A 17,402-nucleotide genomic window follows, 5' to 3' on the forward strand; every position below is an offset into this window, starting at 1 on the left:
GCATTTGGTAATTGTTGCACCGGGGCAGTGGTCGAAAAACTCACGCGCAGACCGAGGCATCTGGTAAAAAGCCTTCTTTGTCTGCGCCTGGGTGAAACGTTTAATGTTCCTGTCCTTCATGACGCGTCTGCGACGCCGCCGTTTGGCGTTTGCCTGCATGGCCGCGCTGATTATCGGCGTGCCGACCAGTTGTGCCGTGCTCGAACACACCGAACGCAAACTGCTGTTTCGCATCGAACCGGGCACTGCCGGTTGGTATCACGGCTTGCCCGGGAGCGTGCAGGAACTCGACCTGCAACCGAAGACCTTCAAGGCCGGGGAAAACATTCATGCCTGGTGGTGGCCGGCGGAAAAAGCCAATGCGCCGGCCATTCTCTATCTGCATGGCGTGCGCTGGAACCTCACCGGGCAGTTGTTCCGTATCGAACAACTGCGCGCTGCGGGCTATTCAGTGCTGGCCATCGACTACCGAGGATTCGGCAAGAGCCATGGTGATCTGCCGTCGGAAAGCAGCGTTTACGAAGATGCGCGGGTGGCGTGGGAACGCTTCAAACTGCTGCAACCGGACCCAGCCAAACGCCTGATCTACGGGCACTCCCTCGGTGGCGCCGTGGCGATCGATCTGGCCGCTGAACTCGGCCAGGCCGCCGCTCGCGATCATTCCGCGCTTCCTGTGCGCGGGCTGGTGATCGAGTCCACATTCACCACGCTGGCGGATGTTGCCGCGTCGGTGGCCAACACTTCGCTGCCGGTGCGCTGGCTGCTGTCGCAGAAATTCGACTCGATCGACAAGATCGCTGATATCCACATGCCGCTGCTGGTGGTCCACGGTTTAGCTGACGCTTTCGTGCCGCCGCGCTTCAGCGAGCAACTGTTCAACGCCGCGCAACAACCCAAGCGCCTGCTGTTGGTGCCGGGCGCGACGCACAACAACAGCATGGCGCTCGGCGGGCAGAATTACCGCAAGGCGCTCGACAGCCTGATGCAGAGCAAACCGGCCCCCCGGGTGGCCGGACCTGCCACCGTGCGCAACGGGCGGGACACTTAACGGTAGCCGCGAGCCTGCAAATCGAACAGTTGCGCGTAATGCCCAGAGGCGGCGATCAATTGATCGTGGCCACCCTGCTCCAGAATCCGGCCTTGTTGCAGCACGATGATGTGGTCGGCATTGCGCACGCTGGAAAAACGATGGGAAATCAGCAACGTCATGCGACCTTCGCTGTGCTGGCTGAAATGCTCGAACACCGCCGCCTCGGCCGCCGGGTCAAGGGCGGACGTTGGCTCATCGAGGATCAGAATGTCGGCATCACGACGCATGTAAGCGCGGGACAAGGCAATCTTCTGCCACTGCCCACCAGACAATTCCTGGCCACCGGCAAACCAGCGTCCCAACTGCGTGGCATAACCCTTGTCGAGCCCTTCGATGAAGGGAGCCGCCATGCCTTGGGCGGCGGCCTCCTGCCAGCGCTGCGCGTCGTTGAACGCCAGGGTATCGCCGACGCCAATGTTTTCTCCGACGCTGAACTGGTAGCGGATGTAGTCCTGAAAAATCACCCCAATGCGTCGACGTAACGCGGTCTCCTGCCAATCCTGCAAATCGCTGCCGTCGAGCAGGATGCGTCCTTGATCGGGGCGGTAGAGCCGGGTCAGCAACTTGATCAGCGTGGTCTTGCCTGAACCGTTCTCGCCGACCAGCGCCATGCTCTGGCCTGGCACCAGTTGCAGGTCAATGTTTTCCAGCGCTGGCCGACTGGCACCCGGATAACGGAAACCGACGTTCTCGAAACGCAAACCATCGCCCGGGCAGACGCCGACCGTCAGGTGACCGCTATCGACCTGAACCGGTTCGGCCAGGTATTCATACAGACTGGTCAGGTAGAGGCCGTCTTCGTACAGGCCACTGATCGCACTCAGACTGCTGCTCACCGCGCTTTGGCCTTGCTTGAACAGCACCAGATACATAGTCATCTGGCCGAGGCTGATCTGGCCATGCACGGCATCGATCACCACCCAGGCATAGGCCACGTAAAATGCCGCAGTACCGAGCAGGCCGAGACCGAAACCCCAGCCATCGCGCCGCAACGTCAAACGGCGGTCTTCGGCATACAGCCTGGCGAAGGTGTCGCGGTAGCGTTGCAGCAACAGTGGGGCAAAGCCGAACAGCTTGACCTCTTTGATATAGGTTTCGTGGGAGAGCAAGGTTTCGATGTAATTCTGCTGCCGACTCTCCGGCGCGCGGCGGGTGAACAGTCGAAAGGCGTCACCGGAAAAATGCGCCTCGGCAAAGAACACCGGCAACGCCCCCACCACCAGCAGCACCAGCGCCCAAGGGGAGAAGTGCACCAGCAGCACCCCGAAGCTGATCAACATGATCAGGTTCTGAATCAAGCCCAACGACTTCATGACCAGCGCCAGTGGCCGGGTCGACGCCTCGCGACGCACGCGCACGAGTTTGTCGTAGAACTCGGAGTTCTCGAACTGCACCAGTGACAGGGTCTGCGCTTTTTCGAGGATCAGCGTATTGACCTTCTGCCCCAGTTGCACCCGCAACAACGACTGCTGCACCGACAGTGCCCGTTGTGTACCGGACAACAGCGCCAACACCCCAGCCTCCAACAACACATAACGCAACACCGGCCACAGCGGCGCACTGCCGTGCTGTGCGTGCAACTGCATCGCTGCCACCACCGCATCGACAATCCGCTGGCCCAACCATGCCGCCAGCGCCGGCAGCAAACCGGCAACCAACGTTGCCAGCACCAGCCCCAGAAACAAGCCACGCGATGTCCCCCAGACCAGGCGCAAGGCTCGCTGCGCCTGATCGAACAAGGACGTGAAACGCGATAGATCAGGCATGGGGCATTGGACTCTGCAGGTGATGATTGTGCGTCATGGTACTCCAGCGCTACGACTGAATTTCACACGACAACCGCGTTATCGTCGACACGCTTTTCAGAACAAAAACATCTGGAAGACAATGGCCTTTCCGACGTCCAACGCTTTGCTATGTTTTAACCGCCCTACGCGGAACCCGGCGAACCCCCGCCACGCTCCGCGCCTGACTGCCGGGAGCAGAGACATGAGAATCGACCCGTACCTGATCTTCAATGGTGACTGCCGCGAGGCCTTCACCTTTTACGAGCAAGCCTTGCAAGGGAAGCTTGAGGCGATGATGACGTTCGGCGAGACACCCGCCGCCGAGCATGTGCCCAAGGACCATCATCATCTGGTCATCCATACCTGCTTGAAAGTAGGCGATCAGATGATCATGGCCTCGGACACCACACCCGATCGCCCGACTCAGGGCATGAGTGGCTGTTCGATTTCGCTGAACGTCGACAGCATCGCCGAAGCCGAGCGCGTGTTCAACGCACTGGCCAGCGACGGCCGCATCGACATGCCACTGGAAGCGACGTTCTGGGCGGCGCGTTTCGGCATGCTGGTCGATCGTTTTGGCGTGTCGTGGATGGTCAATTGCGAGAGCGAAAAGTAACCCTGACATTTCGTCAGCCATGAAAAAGCCCAACCGGTTCAGGTTGGGCTTTTTGCTTCAGCGCTGGGCCAATTCGTGGCGTACACATTGTTCGTAATAGGTCTGCTTGACCGCTGCCGGCTTGAGCTTCGACGTGCTGTTGTAGGTTTGCTCGGTGATTCCCATCGCGGTCATACGCATCCACGGTTGCTGGAATCGTCGCACCTGCAATTGCTTGCGCGCGCCATACAGCGAGACGCCTGACAGCTTCGATTGCTGAGCACCGGCAGCGATATCAGAACCCCAGGTGCAGGCAAAGCGATGGCTTTTGCTTAACTCTTTCGCCTGCACGCCTGTGGCGAAGACAGCCAGGGAAAGCGTTGCAACGGTGATAACAATCGTCCGCATAGAGCCCACCTAACCTTTTGAAAAAAGGCGATTTTGCCGGGGAAGCGAACGCCCGGGGGCCAGCAATTTGCCGCCTTTTCAGAGTTTTTTGCGGGCCAAAAAAAAGGCGACAGGATTTCCCGATAAAATCCTGTCGCCCTGTTCATCACCAATCAACTGCCAATGACCTCAACACGCAGTCGATCGGCACCCTCCTCGCGACAATCAATACGAACCGGCAAGAACAGCTCGATCACCGCGATATTGCTGTGCAAATGCTCGGTCATGCGCGGCGTGGTAAACGAGCCACCACCGGCCAGCGCCATTGGCAACAGCAACTGATCGGCGAGGTGTTCAGCCACCGCAGCGCCACTGCGCAACCAGTCGGCAGCCTGACTGATCGCAGCATCGGCAACCCTCTCTGCGCGCAATGACACTTGGCCGAACGCGCTGAACACCTCGGTGACGTGTTCGAAAGCGTACTCCAGCAGCAACACGTTGCCTGGCCCGCGAGCCGGATCGAGTGTCACAGGATGCAGCGCCGTAGCCGGAAGATTCAATCGCTTGGCCACTCGGCTCAGCTCACGTTGGGCGACCGTAGGTCCAAGCCCGGCGGTCAGAGCCCACGCGCTTGGTGAAATCGCTTCGCCACGGTCACACAAATCGAGTCGCGTCAGGTTCGCCGGTTGCACATTCACCTCAATCTCGCCACCGCCGGCCGGGGCAAAACCATGGCGCAACAAGTCCAGCTCAACGTTGGCACCCATGCGGCGCAGCAGCGGCAGCCAACTGCGCGTGAGAAAATCGGCCGGCGGCGCCAGCGGGTTATGCGTGCCACCGGAAATCCGTAGCCGACTCGCCTGCGGTGCCCGTAACAGCGCCGGCAACAAAGTCTGTAACACCAGCGTGCAACTGCCAGCCGAGCCGATGGCGAATTGAAAGTCGCCATCGCGAATCGCGCCGGGTTCAAAGCTCAAGGCTTGCGAACCCAAATGTGCACCGCCAACCGTTGCACCACACACCTCGGCCGCCGCCATCACCGCCGTCAAGTGTTGGCGCAGCAGTCCCGGACGGCTGCGCCTGGCACGAATCTGTTTAATGCGAAACGCCCTGCCCGTCACCATCGATAGGCTCAAGGCGCTGCGCAACACCTGGCCGCCACCGATGGCACCGTCCAGTTCTATCACTTCCTGTTTCATGGCATTCCTTACGCGTACAGCCCGACGGTATCCCGGAGGTACTGATCCAGCCGTCGCGAGTCTTCCTGAGTTCTGAGTAATGTGGGCACTTCGCGCTCGAGTTCGGCCGCGATGAACCCGTGCAACGCCGGTCGACGCGGCCCATAGGCGCTCTCATCGGCATTGCGTTTAAGGGCGAGCAATTCGTCGACTTCATCGAGCAACGCGCGGTCGTCGACGGTGGTCAGGAGGTCGGCAAACGTCATCGGTGGCCGGCCTCGTCCCTGATCGATCCAGCGCACGGCCAATAATGGTCGCAGCACGTAGAAGTACTTTTTGAAACGCACGGTTTCACCTTGCAGGTAACCGCGAAAGTTCTTCTTTGCCATCGACAGATAGTGATTGCGCGCTGCTGGCGGGCTGTAGAACGCTTCGGCGAGTTCGCGCAGCTGTGCCACCTGCGCGGTTTCACTGCGATAAACCAGCGGCGAGTCGAGCCACTCCAGCAAGGTCGGATTGGATTTGCGCAATAACCCGAGGGTCTTGCGCAGCTCCCAACCACTGACGTCGAGTTCATCGTCCAGCGGACGCTCGATCACATCACGCGGCGCATCGACCTGAACGAACCACTCGGGCTTCTCCACGTAGACAAACCGCACGTCGTAATCGCTGTCGGTCGAGGCAAAACCCCAGGCCCGACTGCCGGATTCACAGGCGTACAGCACCGTGACATTGCGCTCGCGTTCTATCCGCGCCAGCTCTTCCAGAACCCGCGCGCGCATGGTGGTGCACAGCGGGTGACGTTCTTCCAGTTCCATGACTTGCTTTCCTTTTATCCTTTGACGCACACCACCTGACGCAAGGTGTGCAGCACTTCCACCAGCTCACGCTGGGCGTGCATGACCTTGTCGATGTCCTTGTAGGCCATCGGAATCTCGTCGATCACCGCCTCGTCCTTGCGGCACTCCACATGGGCCGTGGCGCGAATCTGATCCTCGACAGTGAACGTATTCTTGGCCTTGGTCCGACTCATGGTGCGGCCGGCGCCGTGGCTGCAGGAACTGAAGGATTCTTCGTTACCCAGGCCGCGGACAATGAAACTCTTGGCGCCCATCGAGCCTGGAATAATCCCCAGTTCGCCCTTCTTCGCCGACACCGCACCTTTGCGCGTGACCAGTACCTCTTCACCGAAATGCCGCTCTTTCTGCACGTAGTTGTGGTGGCAGTTGACCGCTTCCAGCACCACTTCGAACGGCTTGCGGATAATCTGCCGTGTCGCTTGAATCACCGCGCGCATCATCAGCTCGCGGTTCTGTTTGGCGAAGTCCTGCGCCCAACCCACCGCTTCCACGTAATCATCAAAGTGCTGACTGCCCTCTTCGAAGTAGGCCAGATCACGATCCGGCAGGTTGGCGATGTGCTGACGCATATCAGCCTGAGCCATCTGGATGAACAGGTTGCCGATGGCATTGCCGACGCCACGCGAGCCGCTGTGCAACATGAACCAGACCCGGTTGGCTTCATCCAGGCAGACTTCGATGAAGTGGTTGCCGCTGCCGAGCGTACCGAGGTGCCCGCGGTTGTTGGTGTTGGCCAGTTTCGGGTACTTGTCAGTGATCAATTTGAACCGTGGCTGCAGCCCCGCCCAGGCCTGATCGGCTTGCTGCGGGATTTCATCCCAGGCGCCCTTGTCACGTCGCGAACGGGTCGAACTGCGGCCATGCGGAACCGCTTGCTCGATAGCGCTGCGCAGCCCGTGCAGGTTGTCCGGCAGATCGGCAGCAGTCAGTGACGTGCGCGCGGCGATCATGCCGCAGCCGATGTCTACGCCAACCGCTGCCGGAATGATCGCGCCGACTGTCGGGATCACGCTGCCGATGGTCGAGCCCTTGCCCAAGTGCACATCCGGCATGACCGCCAGATGTTTGAAGATGAACGGCATTTTTGCGGTGTTCATCAACTGCTCGCGGGCCTCGTTTTCCACCGGAACGCCTTCGGTCCAGAGTTTGATCGGTTTGCCGTTGGCGACTTCGAGCAATTGGTAAGTGTGATCTTTCATGTCTTTATTCGACTGCGTATTAAAGAAATTTGAGTTGGCCATCATGGCGTCTCGCTGGGTTTTGCTGTTCGTTGCGATAGACATAGCAGCGGCCGTGCCAGGTTTTCAATCCCCCTGAAAAAACTTCATAACTCTCTGTTTTAAATGACCTTTATTATCTATCGACTTTTTGAGTGTTTGAATTGACGACAAACCCTGCGTAGAAAAATTATCATTAGATATCGTTTTTTATCTTTTGAGATAAGCATGCAAAATAGACGTACCGTCGCCATCGGTTTTATCGGAGCCACCCTTGATCGCGTCGGTAAAGGCGCCAATCGCTGGAGCCATTGGCGCCCGAGCGTGGGCCTCTGCCAGCAGGCGGATGTGCTGATCAATCGGCTTGAGCTGATTCACGGCATCGACGCCCGCGACGTCAGTCTCGCCGAGCGGGTGCGCGCCGACATTCAGCAGGTGTCACCGGAAACCGAAGTGCGCCTGCACTCGATGGCGTTGCGCAATCCGTGGGATTTTGAAGAGGTCTACGGCGCGCTGCACGATTTCACCACTGCCTACGCGTTCGACACCGAACACGAGGACTACCTCGTCCACATCACCACCGGCACCCACGTCGCGCAGATCTGCTGGTTTCTGTTGACCGAGGCGCGCTACTTGCCCGCTCGCCTGATCCAGACCTCCCCCGCCAAGCGCAAGAGCGAAGACGAACACGCCTGCGGCACCCACGCCCTGATCGACCTCGACCTGTCGCGATACGATCGCATCGCCTCACGCTTCGCCAATAAACGCCTGGAAGGTCTGGCATTTCTGAAGTCCGGCATCGCCACACGCAATGCCGCGTTCAATCGCTCCATCGAGCAGATCGAACGCGTTGCGGTACGCTCGAAAGCCCCCATGTTGCTGATCGGCCCGACCGGTGCCGGCAAATCCTTTCTGGCTCGACGCATCTACGAACTCAAACGCAACCGCCATCAGATGCAGGGGCGCTTTGTTGAAGTCAACTGCGCCACCCTGCGTGGCGACGGTGCGATGTCGACCTTGTTCGGCCACAGCAAAGGCGCCTTCACCGGCGCACAGAACGCCCGCGACGGTCTGCTGCGTGCGGCCGATGGCGGCATGCTGTTCCTCGATGAAATCGGCGAACTGGGCGCCGACGAGCAGGCGATGCTACTCAAAGCGATTGAAGAAAAACGCTTCTTTCCACTGGGTTCTGACAAGGAGGTGGAGAGCGACTTCCTGATCATCGCCGGCACCCATCGCGACCTGCGCAGCCGGGTCGCTGAAGGCCTGTTTCGCGAAGACTTGTACGCACGCATCAACCTCTGGACGTTCGACCTTCCCGGCCTCGCCGGCCGCCGCGAGGATATCGAGCCGAATATTGATTTCGAGTTGCAGCGACATGCCCGTGAGCATGGGCAATTGGTGCGCTTCAACCTTGAAGCACGCCGCCGCTATCTGGCCTTCGCCAGCTCTAGCGAAGCGGCGTGGCTGGGCAATTTCCGCGAACTGTCTGCGTCGATCACGCGCATGGCGACATTGGCGGATAGCGGGAGAATTGATGAGGCGCAGGTGCAGGAAGAGATTGAGCGGTTGCGTTATGCCTGGGGCCTGACCCAAGCGGGAAGCAACTCAGAAGATTTGCCAGGGAATGAAGAGAGCATGGATCTGTTTGACCGCTTGCAGTTGCGGGCAGTGCTCGAGGTCTGCCGGCAAGCAGACAGCCTGTCAGATGCCGGTCGCCGCTTGTTTGGCATCTCGCGCCTGGCCAAGGCGCAGCCTAATGATGCGGACCGCTTGCGCAAGTACCTGGCCCGGTTCGGGATTGAATGGAGCCAGTTGTCGCCGTAGATCTCTGAGACGTATAACGCCTGGCCACCTTACTTGACCGGATGCCGCTGGTCTGATGTACCGCACCTTCGCCCTGTGAGTTCTTCCAATGCAGTACATCCCCGACCTGGAAGACAACCTCATGAACAAGCGAATGATTGCTATCGGATTGGCAAGCCTGCTTTCACTGTGCCCACTGTTTTCCCTTGCGGCTGAAAAAACAGGCGGCTCCTCAGTTCCAGCCACTGCGATTCCCGGCGTAAACCAAGGCGGAACCGAGTCAAAAGAAGACAAAGCTGACAAGAAAGGTGAGGAAGCATCCGGATCAAATTCCGGTGCCGAGGCACACGAAACACAGAAGGATGCCAACACCTCGAGCGATTCCTCAGATATCAAAAAACCCAGCCAGTGAACCGCTGCTCTTGGCCGATGAACAGATGGTAGCGCCGAGCCATGAATGCTAACGTTCCCGGCCAACATTCAGGGATGGCGTGCCATGTTCAATCGGTTTCTGGCGACAACGGCAATACTGCTCACTTTCAGCTTTGCAGCACACAGCGCACCCTTGCCCAGCGAATATCTGGAAGAGTGCCAGCGAGTCGAAAATTCGGCCAAAGCCATCATGAAAGCCAGGCAAGGAGGCGTGCCCCTCTCCTCCGTCCTGGAACTGGCCGACAACGCAGGAAAGGAGAGCGAGTATGTGGGCAGTTTGTACAAAGCGCTGATCGGGCAGGCCTACGACATGCCTAGGGAGTCGGACGCGAGGAAGCAGGAGAAGGTGGTGGCTGACTTTCAGAAAACCTTTTATTCGCTTTGCATCGATTCGGCGCAGAAAACGGCGAGTGAAAGAGGCTGACGGGGAATGCTCTTCTATAGAGAGCAAAAATCACTGCGCATGAAAAAGCCCAATCTTTCCAGATTGGGCTAAGTCATTGAATTATATGGTCGGGACGGAGTGATTCGAACACTCGACCCCTAGCACCCCATGCTAGTGCGCTACCGGACTGCGCTACGCCCCGACTGGTTTTGCAACTGTTCTTCACCTCGAAGAACGCTCAAGAATATAGCGCAAGCGTTTGAAAACTGGAAGTATTCAAACGCTGCTTTTTATTTCTTGAGAACCACCAGCACATCTTCCAATTCGGCAATCATCTGCCGAATCATCTGCTTGTATTGGGTCGTGTCGTCTTTGGCTTCATCGCCGGACAGGCGCAAGCGTGCGCCGCCGATGGTGAAACCCTGATCGTAAAGGAGCGCGCGGATCTGCCGGATCATCAGCACGTCCTGGCGCTGATAATACCGGCGGTTTCCGCGGCGTTTGACGGGGTTGAGTTGAGGAAACTCCTGCTCCCAGTAGCGCAGCACGTGTGGCTTTACGGCACACAGCTCGCTGACTTCACCAATGGTGAAGTAGCGTTTGCCCGGGATGACAGGTAGTTCGTCGTTATGACTTGGTTCCAGCATAAGCCTCAACTCGGGCCTTCAACTTCTGCCCTGGACGAAAGGTGACCACACGGCGAGCCGTGATCGGGATTTCTTCCCCCGTTTTCGGGTTGCGGCCAGGCCGCTGGCGTTTGTCCCGAAGGTCGAAATTGCCGAAACCGGACAATTTGACCTGCTCGTTGTCTTCAAGAGCGTGCCTGATTTCCTCGAAAAACAGTTCGACCAATTCCTTGGCTTCCCGCTTGTTCAGGCCCAGCTCTTCATACAGACGTTCCGCCATCTCAGCTTTCGTCAAAGCCCCCATACGTCACTTCCTTAACGTGGCGTTCAACCTTTGTTCGAGCGAGGTGAGGATATTTTGCGTCGTCGAATTCACCTCATCGTCATTAAGAGTGCGCGATGGATGCTGCCAGGTCAAGCCAACTGCAAGGCTTTTTCTATCAGGATCAATGCCTTTACCCTGATACACGTCAAACAGCCTGAGATCCGTGAGCCATTCGCCTGCATTTTCACGGATTACGTCCAGTACGGCCGCGGACGCGACGTCTTTGTGCGCAATCAGTGCAAGGTCACGACGCACTTCAGGAAAGCGCGACAACTCGTGGAATTTCGGCATTTTACCGAGTGCCACTTCAGCCAGAACCAGCTCGAAAACGAAGACCGGACGGTCCAGACCCAAAGCTTTCGACAATTCCGGGTGAATGGCGCCGATGAAACCGACTTCACGCCCTTCGCGCTCGATGCGCGCGGTTTGACCCGGGTGCAACGCAGGGTGTTTGCCCGGAGCGAAGGTGAACGAATCCAGTGCACCGGCGAAGCCCAGCACCGCTTCCACGTCAGCCTTGACGTCGAAGAAATCAACCGTGTCGCGACCTTGCGCCCAACCTTCCGGCAGGCGGCTACCGCAAACCACGCCGGACAGCATCGGCTCTTGCTTCAGGCCTTCGAGCTGACCGACGAAGCGCAGACCGCTTTCGAACAGACGCACGCGATCTTGCTGACGGTTGAGGTTGTGCTGCAGCGCCTTGACCAGACCCGGCCACAGCGACGAGCGCATGGCAGCCATGTCATTAGAGATCGGATTGGCCAGCAACAGCGGCTCAACGCCCGGGTTGAACAGTTCGAACTGACGCGGATCGATGAAGCTGTAAGTGATCGCTTCCTGATAACCACGCGCTACCAGCAGGCGGCGCAGTTCCGGCAGATCGCTACGCGCCTCGGCTTTGGCTTGCGGCGCCAGACGCGCTTGCGGGTAACGAACCGGCAGACGGTTGTAGCCGTACAGACGCGCCAGTTCTTCGATCAGATCGACTTCCAGACTGATGTCGAAGCGATGGCTTGGCACTTCTACGCGCCACTGGCCTTCGCCATCGGCAGTAATACCTAGTCCCAGGCCGCCGAGCAAACGCTCGACCTGGGCGGAATCCATTTCCATACCCAGCATCTGGGTGATGCGCTGGGAGCGCAGAGTGATCGGTGCGATCGACGGCAGATGTTGCTCGCTGACGGTCTCGATGATCGGGCCGGCTTCGCCGCCAGTGATGTCCAGCAGCAAGCCAGTGGCGCGCTCCATGGCTTCCCGGGCCAGTTGCCAGTCGACGCCACGCTCGTAACGGTGCGAAGCATCGGTGTGCAGGCCGTAGGAGCGAGCCTTGCCAGCGACCGCGATCTGGTCGAAGAATGCACTTTCGAGGAATACGTCGCGAGTGGTAGCAGACACACCGCTGTGCTCGCCGCCCATGACACCGGCAATCGCCAGTGCACGAGTGTGGTCGGCAATGACCAGCGTATCGCTACGCAGGCTGACTTCCTGACCGTCGAGCAGTACGAGCTTCTCGCCCTCTTCCGCCATGCGCACACGAATGCCGCCGTTGATTTCAGCGAGATCGAAGGCGTGCAGCGGCTGACCCAGCTCGAGCATCACGTAGTTGGTGATGTCGACAGCAGCGTCGATGCTGCGCACGTCGGCGCGACGCAGACGTTCCACCATCCACAGCGGCGTTGGCTTGGACAGGTCAACGTTACGGATAACGCGGCCCAGGTAACGCGGGCACGCGGCTGGGGCCAGCACTTCTACCGAACGCACTTCGTCGTGCGCGGCAGGAATGGCCATGACCACCGGACGGGTGACCGGCGCGGCATACAGTGCGCCGACTTCACGGGCCAGACCGGCCAGGGACAGGCAGTCGCCACGGTTCGGGGTCAGGTCGACCTCGATGCTGGCGTCTTCCAGATCCAGGTACACACGGAAGTCTTCGCCCACCGGTGCATCGACCGGCAGTTCCATCAGACCGTCGTTGCCTTCACCGATCTGCAGCTCGGCTTGTGAGCACAGCATGCCGTTCGACTCGACGCCGCGCAGCTTGGCCTTCTTGATCTTGAAGTCGCCCGGCAGCTCAGCGCCGATCATGGCGAACGGAATCTTCAGGCCCGGACGCACGTTTGGCGCACCGCACACGACCTGGAAAGTTTCCGCGCCGTTGCTGACCTGGCACACACGCAGCTTGTCGGCATCAGGGTGTTGCTCGGTGCTCAGCACCTCACCCACCACCACACCACTGAAAACACCGGCGGCCGGGGTCACGCTATCGACCTCAAGGCCCGCCATCGACAGACGAGCAACCAGCTCGTCGCGATTTACCTGCGGGCTAACCCAGCCACGCAGCCATTGTTCACTGAATTTCATCCTGCTCTCCTAAGAATTCGTTACGACTAGCGAAATTGCGCGAGGAACCGCAAGTCGTTGTCGAAGAACAGACGCAAGTCGTTCACGCCGTAACGGAGCATGGCCAGACGCTCGACACCCATGCCGAAAGCAAAACCGGAGAACTCTTCCGGATCAATGCCGGACATGCGCAACACGTTCGGGTGAACCATGCCGCAGCCCATCACTTCCAGCCAGCCAGTTTGCTTGCAGACACGGCAGCCTTTACCGCTGCACATCACGCATTCCATATCGACTTCAGCGGACGGCTCGGTGAACGGGAAGTACGAAGGACGGAAACGTACGGCCAGCTCTTTTTCGAAGAACACCCGCAGGAATTCTTCGATGGTGCCTTTGAGATCGGCAAAATTGATGTCGCGATCAACCAGCAGGCCTTCGACCTGGTGGAACATCGGCGAGTGGGTGATATCGGAGTCGCTGCGATACACGCGGCCTGGGCAGACGATGCGAATCGGCGGCTGTTTCGATTCCATGGTGCGGACCTGTACCGGCGAGGTATGGGTGCGCAGCAGCATGTTGGCGTTGAAATAGAAGGTGTCATGCATCGACCGGGCCGGGTGATGGCCTGGGATGTTGAGCGCTTCAAAGTTGTGATAGTCGTCTTCGACCTCAGGGCCTTCGGCGATGCCGTAGCCGATGCGGGTGAAGAACTGTTCAACACGTTCCAGAGTCCGGGTCACCGGATGCAGACCACCAGAGGTCTGGCCACGGCCCGGCAACGTCACGTCAATGGATTCGGCGGACAGTTTGGCAGCCAGTTCGGCTTCTTCAAACAGAGCCATGCGCGCATTGAGTACGCCTGTGACACGTTCCTTGGCAACGTTGATCAGGGCGCCGACTTGCGGACGCTCTTCTGCCGGCAAATTCCCCAGGGTCTTCATCACCTGAGTCAATTCGCCCTTTTTGCCAAGGTATTGAACCCGGATTTGCTCCAGGGCATTGATATCTTCAGCGCTTTGCACAGCCTCTAGTGCTTGAGAGACCAGCGCATCCAGGTTTTCCATGTACAGACTCCAGATACAAAATAGGGGAAGAGCTTGAAGGCTCTTCCCCTATTTAAGACGTTTACCACCTGGCCCCACGGAAGTGAGGCCGGGTGATTGTCGGGGGTACTTAAGCCAAGGTGGCTTTAGCTTTCTCGACAATCGCAGCAAACACCGCTTTTTCGTTCACTGCCAGATCAGCCAGAACCTTACGGTCGATCTCGATGGACGCTTTTTTCAGGCCAGCGATGAAACGGCTGTAGGACAGACCGTTAACACGAGCACCAGCGTTGATACGAGCGATCCACAGAGCGCGGAACTGACGTTTTTTCTGACGACGGTCACGGTAGGCGTATTGGCCTGCCTTGATTACCGCTTGCTTGGCAACACGGAATACGCGGGAGCGTGCGCCGTAGTAGCCTTTAGCAAGTTTCAGAATTTTTTTGTGACGCTTACGGGCAATGACGCCACGCTTTACACGAGCCATGAGTTACTTCCTCTATTCTTGACTAAATTAACGAAGGCGCAGCATGCGCTCGACTTTTGCCACGTCAGACGGATGCAGCAAGCTGCTACCGCGCAGTTGACGCTTACGCTTGGTCGACATTTTAGTCAGGATGTGGCTCTTGAAAGCGTGCTTGTGCTTGATACCGTTAGCAGTTTTCAGAAACCGCTTAGCAGCACCACTTTTGGTTTTCATTTTTGGCATGTTCGGATACTCCGCATTCAGTTGATAAACATAATCAGAAGGCCTGCCGTGCCCTGTTGATTACTTCTTCTTTTTCGGGGCGATGACCATGATCAGCTGGCGTCCTTCCATCTTAGGATGCTGTTCGACCGAACCGTACTCGAGCAGGTCAGCTTCAACCCGCTTGAGGAGTTCCATCCCCAGCTCCTGGTGGGCCATCTCACGGCCGCGGAATCGCAAGGATACCTTGGCCCTGTCCCCATCACTCAGGAAACGTACCAGGTTGCGCAGTTTTACCTGGTAATCCCCTTCCTCCGTCCCTGGACGAAACTTGATTTCTTTTACCTGAATTTGCTTCTGGTTCTTCTTCGCCGCGGCAACCTGCTTCTTCTTTTCGAAGATCGATTTGCCGTAATCCATCACACGGCAAACCGGTGGGATTGCGTCTGCGGAGATTTCCACCAGATCAAGCTTTGCTTCTTCAGCAATACGAAGCGCTTCATCAATCGAGACGATGCCAATCTGCTCGCCATCAGCGCCAATTAACCGAACCTCGCGTGCCGAGATATTCTCGTTGATCGGGGCTTTCGGTGCAGCTCGTTTATCTTGTCTCATTTCACGCTTAATAATAATTACTCCGAATCTGGGCGACCACGCCGGGAAACCGCTTGCGCGAGAAACTCAGCGAACTGGGCGACGGGCATCGAGCCCAGGTCAGCACCTTCACGAGTACGCACAGCGACAGTCTGCATCTCGACTTCCTTATCTCCGATAACCAAAAGATAGGGAACCTTGAGCAAAGTATGCTCGCGGATTTTAAAGCCGATCTTTTCATTTCTCAAGTCGGACTTGGCACGAAATCCGCTTTCGTTGAGAGTTTTTTCAACTTCTGCAACAAAATCTGCCTGTTTATCAGTGATATTCATGATCACCGCCTGGGTTGGCGCGAGCCACGCAGGGAACGCACCTTCGTAGTGCTCGATCAGAATCCCGACGAAACGCTCGAAGGAACCGAGGATCGCACGGTGCAACATCACAGGGTGTTTGCGGCTGTTGTCTTCAGAGACGTATTCAGCGCCCAAACGGACAGGCAGGTTAAAATCGAGCTGCAGAGTACCACATTGCCAGACCCGACCAAGGCAGTCTTTCAGCGAGAACTCGATCTTCGGACCGTAGAACGCACCCTCACCCGGCTGCAGATCGTACGGCAGGCCCGCAGAATCAAGGGCTGCAGCCAAAGCAGCTTCAGCGCGGTCCCACAGTTCGTCGGAACCGACACGTTTTTCCGGACGAGTGGACAGTTTCATCTCGACATCGGTAAAGCCGAAGTCACGATAAACGTCCATGGTCAGCTTGATGAACGCGGCGGACTCAGCCTGCATCTGCTCTTCGGTGCAGAAGATGTGGGCGTCGTCCTGAGTGAACGCACGTACGCGCATGATGCCGTGCAATGCACCCGACGGCTCGTTACGGTGGCAGGCACCGAACTCGGCCAGACGCATCGGCAGCTCGCGGTAGCTCTTCAGGCCCTGATTGAACACCTGCACGTGGCACGGGCAGTTCATCGGCTTGATCGCGTAGTCGCGGTTTTCCGACTGCGTGGTGAACATGTTGTCGGCGTAGTTGGCCCAGTGCCCGGATTTCTCCCACAGGCTGCGGTCAACGACTTGAGGGGTCTTGATCTCAAGGTAGCCGTTGTCGCGCTGGATCTTGCGCATGTACTGCTCGAGCACCTGGTACAGAGTCCAGCCGTTCGGGTGCCAGAACACCATGCCCGGGGATTCTTCCTGGGTGTGGAACAGGCCCAGACGCTTGCCGATCTTGCGGTGATCGCGCTTCTCAGCTTCTTCGATGCGCTGGATATAAGCCGCCAGCTGCTTTTTGTCTGCCCAGGCGGTGCCGTAAACGCGCTGCAATTGCTCGTTCTTGGCGTCGCCACGCCAGTAGGCGCCCGACAGCTTGGTCAGCTTGAAGGATTTCAGGAAACGCGTGTTCGGCACGTGCGGACCGCGGCACATGTCGACGTATTCTTCGTGATAGTACAGACCCATGGCCTGTTCGTTCGGCATGTCCTCGACCAGGCGCAACTTGTAGTCTTCGCCACGAGCCTTGAACACTTCGATCACTTCGGCGCGCGGAGTGACTTTCTTGATGACGTCGTAATCTTTTTCGATCAGCTGTTGCATGCGCTGTTCGATAGCGGCCATGTCGTCCGGAGTAAAAGGACGTTCGAAGGCGATGTCGTAATAGAAGCCTTCGTCGATGACCGGCCCGATGACCATTTTCGCAGTCGGGTACAGCTGCTTGACCGCGTGGCCAACCAGGTGCGCGCAAGAGTGGCGAATGATCTCCAGCCCCTCTTCATCCTTAGGCGTGATGATTTGCAGGGTCGCGTCGCTGCTGATGATGTCGCTGGCGTCGACCAGTTGGCCATTGACCTTGCCGGCCAGTGTGGCTTTGGCCAGACCTGCACCAATGGATGCGGCGACCTCGGCTACGGAAACCGGGTGATCGAATGAACGTTGACTGCCGTCGGGAAGAGTAATAGTTGGCATGGCGCCTCCTCTCCTAGTGGTGACCCCTACCAAAGGTCACGTGGGTTGGGATGAGCCAGTACAAGATCCGATCCAGGCCATTCAATGA

18 protein-coding genes and 1 tRNA gene are annotated in these 17,402 nt (G+C 58.1%); 5 read left to right on the forward strand and 14 right to left on the reverse strand.

The genetic code is table 11. The annotated features are described in order from the left end of the window. Positions 1-103 precede the first annotated feature (103 nt). Positions 104-1,048, forward strand: a complete 945-nt coding sequence (locus tag HU754_RS19240) for an alpha/beta hydrolase (protein ID WP_186624915.1) — start codon at positions 104-106, stop codon at positions 1,046-1,048. Here HU754_RS19240 and HU754_RS19245 read toward each other — a convergent pair. Then, on the reverse strand, positions 1,045-2,856 hold the full coding sequence (locus HU754_RS19245) for an ABC transporter ATP-binding protein (protein WP_186624916.1): 1,812 nt from the start codon (positions 2,854-2,856) through the stop codon (positions 1,045-1,047). The two genes, HU754_RS19240 and HU754_RS19245, sit on opposite strands and share 4 nt — an antisense overlap. Positions 2,857-3,079: 223 nt before the next feature. Here HU754_RS19245 and HU754_RS19250 point away from each other — a divergent pair, with 223 nt between their 5' ends. After that, positions 3,080-3,493, forward strand: coding sequence for a VOC family protein (locus tag HU754_RS19250; protein WP_186624917.1), 414 nt, complete (start codon positions 3,080-3,082; stop codon positions 3,491-3,493). A 57-nt stretch (positions 3,494-3,550) separates the two neighbouring features. On the opposite strand, the gene HU754_RS19255 is transcribed toward HU754_RS19250, so the two are convergent. The 4 genes from HU754_RS19255 to HU754_RS19270 all read right to left on the reverse strand — a co-directional run bounded on the left by HU754_RS19255 (position 3,551) and on the right by HU754_RS19270 (position 7,096). Further along, on the reverse strand, positions 3,551-3,880 hold the full coding sequence (locus HU754_RS19255) for a hypothetical protein (RefSeq protein ID WP_093439361.1): 330 nt from the start codon (positions 3,878-3,880) through the stop codon (positions 3,551-3,553). 152 nt (positions 3,881-4,032) lie between these two features. Beyond that, positions 4,033-5,058: an RNA 3'-terminal phosphate cyclase gene (rtcA, locus tag HU754_RS19260; RefSeq protein WP_186624918.1), complete on the reverse strand. Its 1,026-nt coding sequence runs from the start codon at positions 5,056-5,058 to the stop codon at positions 4,033-4,035. A gap of 8 nt (positions 5,059-5,066) precedes the next feature. Further along, on the reverse strand, positions 5,067-5,855 hold the full coding sequence (locus HU754_RS19265; protein WP_186624919.1) for a nucleotidyltransferase domain-containing protein: 789 nt from the start codon (positions 5,853-5,855) through the stop codon (positions 5,067-5,069). A gap of 14 nt (positions 5,856-5,869) precedes the next feature. Next, positions 5,870-7,096 carry an RtcB family protein gene (locus HU754_RS19270; RefSeq protein ID WP_186624920.1) on the reverse strand — a complete coding sequence of 409 codons (1,227 nt, stop codon included), beginning with the start codon at positions 7,094-7,096 and terminating at the stop codon, positions 5,870-5,872. Positions 7,097-7,342: 246 nt separating this feature from the next. Between HU754_RS19270 and rtcR the strand changes: the two genes are divergently transcribed. The 3 genes from rtcR (at position 7,343) to HU754_RS19285 (ending at position 9,776) form a co-directional block, all read left to right on the forward strand. After that, positions 7,343-8,941, forward strand: coding sequence for an RNA repair transcriptional activator RtcR (gene rtcR / locus HU754_RS19275; protein WP_186624921.1), 1,599 nt, complete (start codon positions 7,343-7,345; stop codon positions 8,939-8,941). A 121-nt stretch (positions 8,942-9,062) separates the two neighbouring features. Beyond that, on the forward strand, positions 9,063-9,332 hold the full coding sequence (locus tag HU754_RS19280; protein ID WP_186624922.1) for a hypothetical protein: 270 nt from the start codon (positions 9,063-9,065) through the stop codon (positions 9,330-9,332). Positions 9,333-9,416: 84 nt separating this feature from the next. Next, positions 9,417-9,776 carry a hypothetical protein gene (locus HU754_RS19285; RefSeq protein ID WP_186624935.1) on the forward strand — a complete coding sequence of 120 codons (360 nt, stop codon included), beginning with the start codon at positions 9,417-9,419 and terminating at the stop codon, positions 9,774-9,776. A gap of 86 nt (positions 9,777-9,862) precedes the next feature. Here the strand turns inward: HU754_RS19285 and HU754_RS19290 are convergent. The 9 genes from HU754_RS19290 to thrS form a co-directional block, all read right to left on the reverse strand. Further along, positions 9,863-9,939, reverse strand: a tRNA-Pro gene (locus HU754_RS19290). Between the two features lie 88 nt (positions 9,940-10,027). Beyond that, on the reverse strand, positions 10,028-10,384 hold the full coding sequence (locus HU754_RS19295) for a MerR family transcriptional regulator (RefSeq protein WP_003179985.1): 357 nt from the start codon (positions 10,382-10,384) through the stop codon (positions 10,028-10,030). Beyond that, on the reverse strand, positions 10,365-10,667 hold the full coding sequence (gene ihfA, locus HU754_RS19300) for an integration host factor subunit alpha (protein WP_002553164.1): 303 nt from the start codon (positions 10,665-10,667) through the stop codon (positions 10,365-10,367). Before ihfA ends, HU754_RS19295 begins: the two co-directional genes overlap by 20 nt. Before the next feature lie 3 nt (positions 10,668-10,670). After that, positions 10,671-13,049, reverse strand: a complete 2,379-nt coding sequence (gene pheT / locus HU754_RS19305; RefSeq protein ID WP_186624923.1) for a phenylalanine--tRNA ligase subunit beta — start codon at positions 13,047-13,049, stop codon at positions 10,671-10,673. A 26-nt stretch (positions 13,050-13,075) separates the two neighbouring features. Next, positions 13,076-14,092 (reverse strand): phenylalanine--tRNA ligase subunit alpha, encoded by a 1,017-nt coding sequence (pheS, locus tag HU754_RS19310; protein WP_003226365.1) that lies wholly within the window; start codon positions 14,090-14,092, stop codon positions 13,076-13,078. Positions 14,093-14,201: 109 nt separating this feature from the next. Then, entirely contained in the window at positions 14,202-14,558 is a 357-nt protein-coding gene (gene rplT, locus HU754_RS19315; protein ID WP_007913489.1) for a 50S ribosomal protein L20, read from the reverse strand. A gap of 27 nt (positions 14,559-14,585) precedes the next feature. Beyond that, the gene (gene rpmI, locus HU754_RS19320; RefSeq protein ID WP_002553160.1) at positions 14,586-14,780 is read right to left on the reverse strand and encodes a 50S ribosomal protein L35; all 195 of its coding nucleotides are present in this window, start codon (positions 14,778-14,780) and stop codon (positions 14,586-14,588) included. A gap of 60 nt (positions 14,781-14,840) precedes the next feature. Further along, positions 14,841-15,392 carry a translation initiation factor IF-3 gene (infC, locus tag HU754_RS19325; RefSeq protein ID WP_171057393.1) on the reverse strand — a complete coding sequence of 184 codons (552 nt, stop codon included), beginning with the start codon at positions 15,390-15,392 and terminating at the stop codon, positions 14,841-14,843. Next, on the reverse strand, positions 15,392-17,314 hold the full coding sequence (gene thrS, locus HU754_RS19330; RefSeq protein ID WP_007913488.1) for a threonine--tRNA ligase: 1,923 nt from the start codon (positions 17,312-17,314) through the stop codon (positions 15,392-15,394). The genes infC and thrS overlap by 1 nt, the downstream gene beginning before the upstream one ends. Between the last annotated feature and the right edge of the window lie 88 nt (positions 17,315-17,402).

Source organism: Pseudomonas zeae, assembly GCF_014268485.2.
Classification (GTDB): Bacteria; Pseudomonadota; Gammaproteobacteria; order Pseudomonadales; family Pseudomonadaceae; genus Aquipseudomonas; species Aquipseudomonas neuropathica.

Excerpts from the sequence above, each read along its gene's own strand:
- HU754_RS19240 (WP_186624915.1), top strand. The coding sequence starts at position 104 with ATGTTCCTGTCCTTCATGACGCGTCTGCGACGCCGCCGTTTGGCGTTT.
- HU754_RS19245 (WP_186624916.1), bottom strand. The coding sequence starts at position 2,856 with ATGCCTGATCTATCGCGTTTCACGTCCTTGTTCGATCAGGCGCAGCGA.
- HU754_RS19250 (WP_186624917.1), top strand. The coding sequence starts at position 3,080 with ATGAGAATCGACCCGTACCTGATCTTCAATGGTGACTGCCGCGAGGCC.
- HU754_RS19255 (WP_093439361.1), bottom strand. The coding sequence starts at position 3,880 with ATGCGGACGATTGTTATCACCGTTGCAACGCTTTCCCTGGCTGTCTTC.
- rtcA (WP_186624918.1), bottom strand. The coding sequence starts at position 5,058 with ATGAAACAGGAAGTGATAGAACTGGACGGTGCCATCGGTGGCGGCCAG.
- HU754_RS19265 (WP_186624919.1), bottom strand. The coding sequence starts at position 5,855 with ATGGAACTGGAAGAACGTCACCCGCTGTGCACCACCATGCGCGCGCGG.
- HU754_RS19270 (WP_186624920.1), bottom strand. The coding sequence starts at position 7,096 with ATGAAAGATCACACTTACCAATTGCTCGAAGTCGCCAACGGCAAACCG.
- rtcR (WP_186624921.1), top strand. The coding sequence starts at position 7,343 with ATGCAAAATAGACGTACCGTCGCCATCGGTTTTATCGGAGCCACCCTT.
- HU754_RS19280 (WP_186624922.1), top strand. The coding sequence starts at position 9,063 with ATGAACAAGCGAATGATTGCTATCGGATTGGCAAGCCTGCTTTCACTG.
- HU754_RS19285 (WP_186624935.1), top strand. The coding sequence starts at position 9,417 with ATGTTCAATCGGTTTCTGGCGACAACGGCAATACTGCTCACTTTCAGC.
- HU754_RS19295 (WP_003179985.1), bottom strand. The coding sequence starts at position 10,384 with ATGCTGGAACCAAGTCATAACGACGAACTACCTGTCATCCCGGGCAAA.
- ihfA (WP_002553164.1), bottom strand. The coding sequence starts at position 10,667 with ATGGGGGCTTTGACGAAAGCTGAGATGGCGGAACGTCTGTATGAAGAG.
- pheT (WP_186624923.1), bottom strand. The coding sequence starts at position 13,049 with ATGAAATTCAGTGAACAATGGCTGCGTGGCTGGGTTAGCCCGCAGGTA.
- pheS (WP_003226365.1), bottom strand. The coding sequence starts at position 14,092 with ATGGAAAACCTGGATGCGCTGGTCTCTCAAGCACTAGAGGCTGTGCAA.
- rplT (WP_007913489.1), bottom strand. The coding sequence starts at position 14,558 with ATGGCTCGTGTAAAGCGTGGCGTCATTGCCCGTAAGCGTCACAAAAAA.
- rpmI (WP_002553160.1), bottom strand. The coding sequence starts at position 14,780 with ATGCCAAAAATGAAAACCAAAAGTGGTGCTGCTAAGCGGTTTCTGAAA.
- thrS (WP_007913488.1), bottom strand. The coding sequence starts at position 17,314 with ATGCCAACTATTACTCTTCCCGACGGCAGTCAACGTTCATTCGATCAC.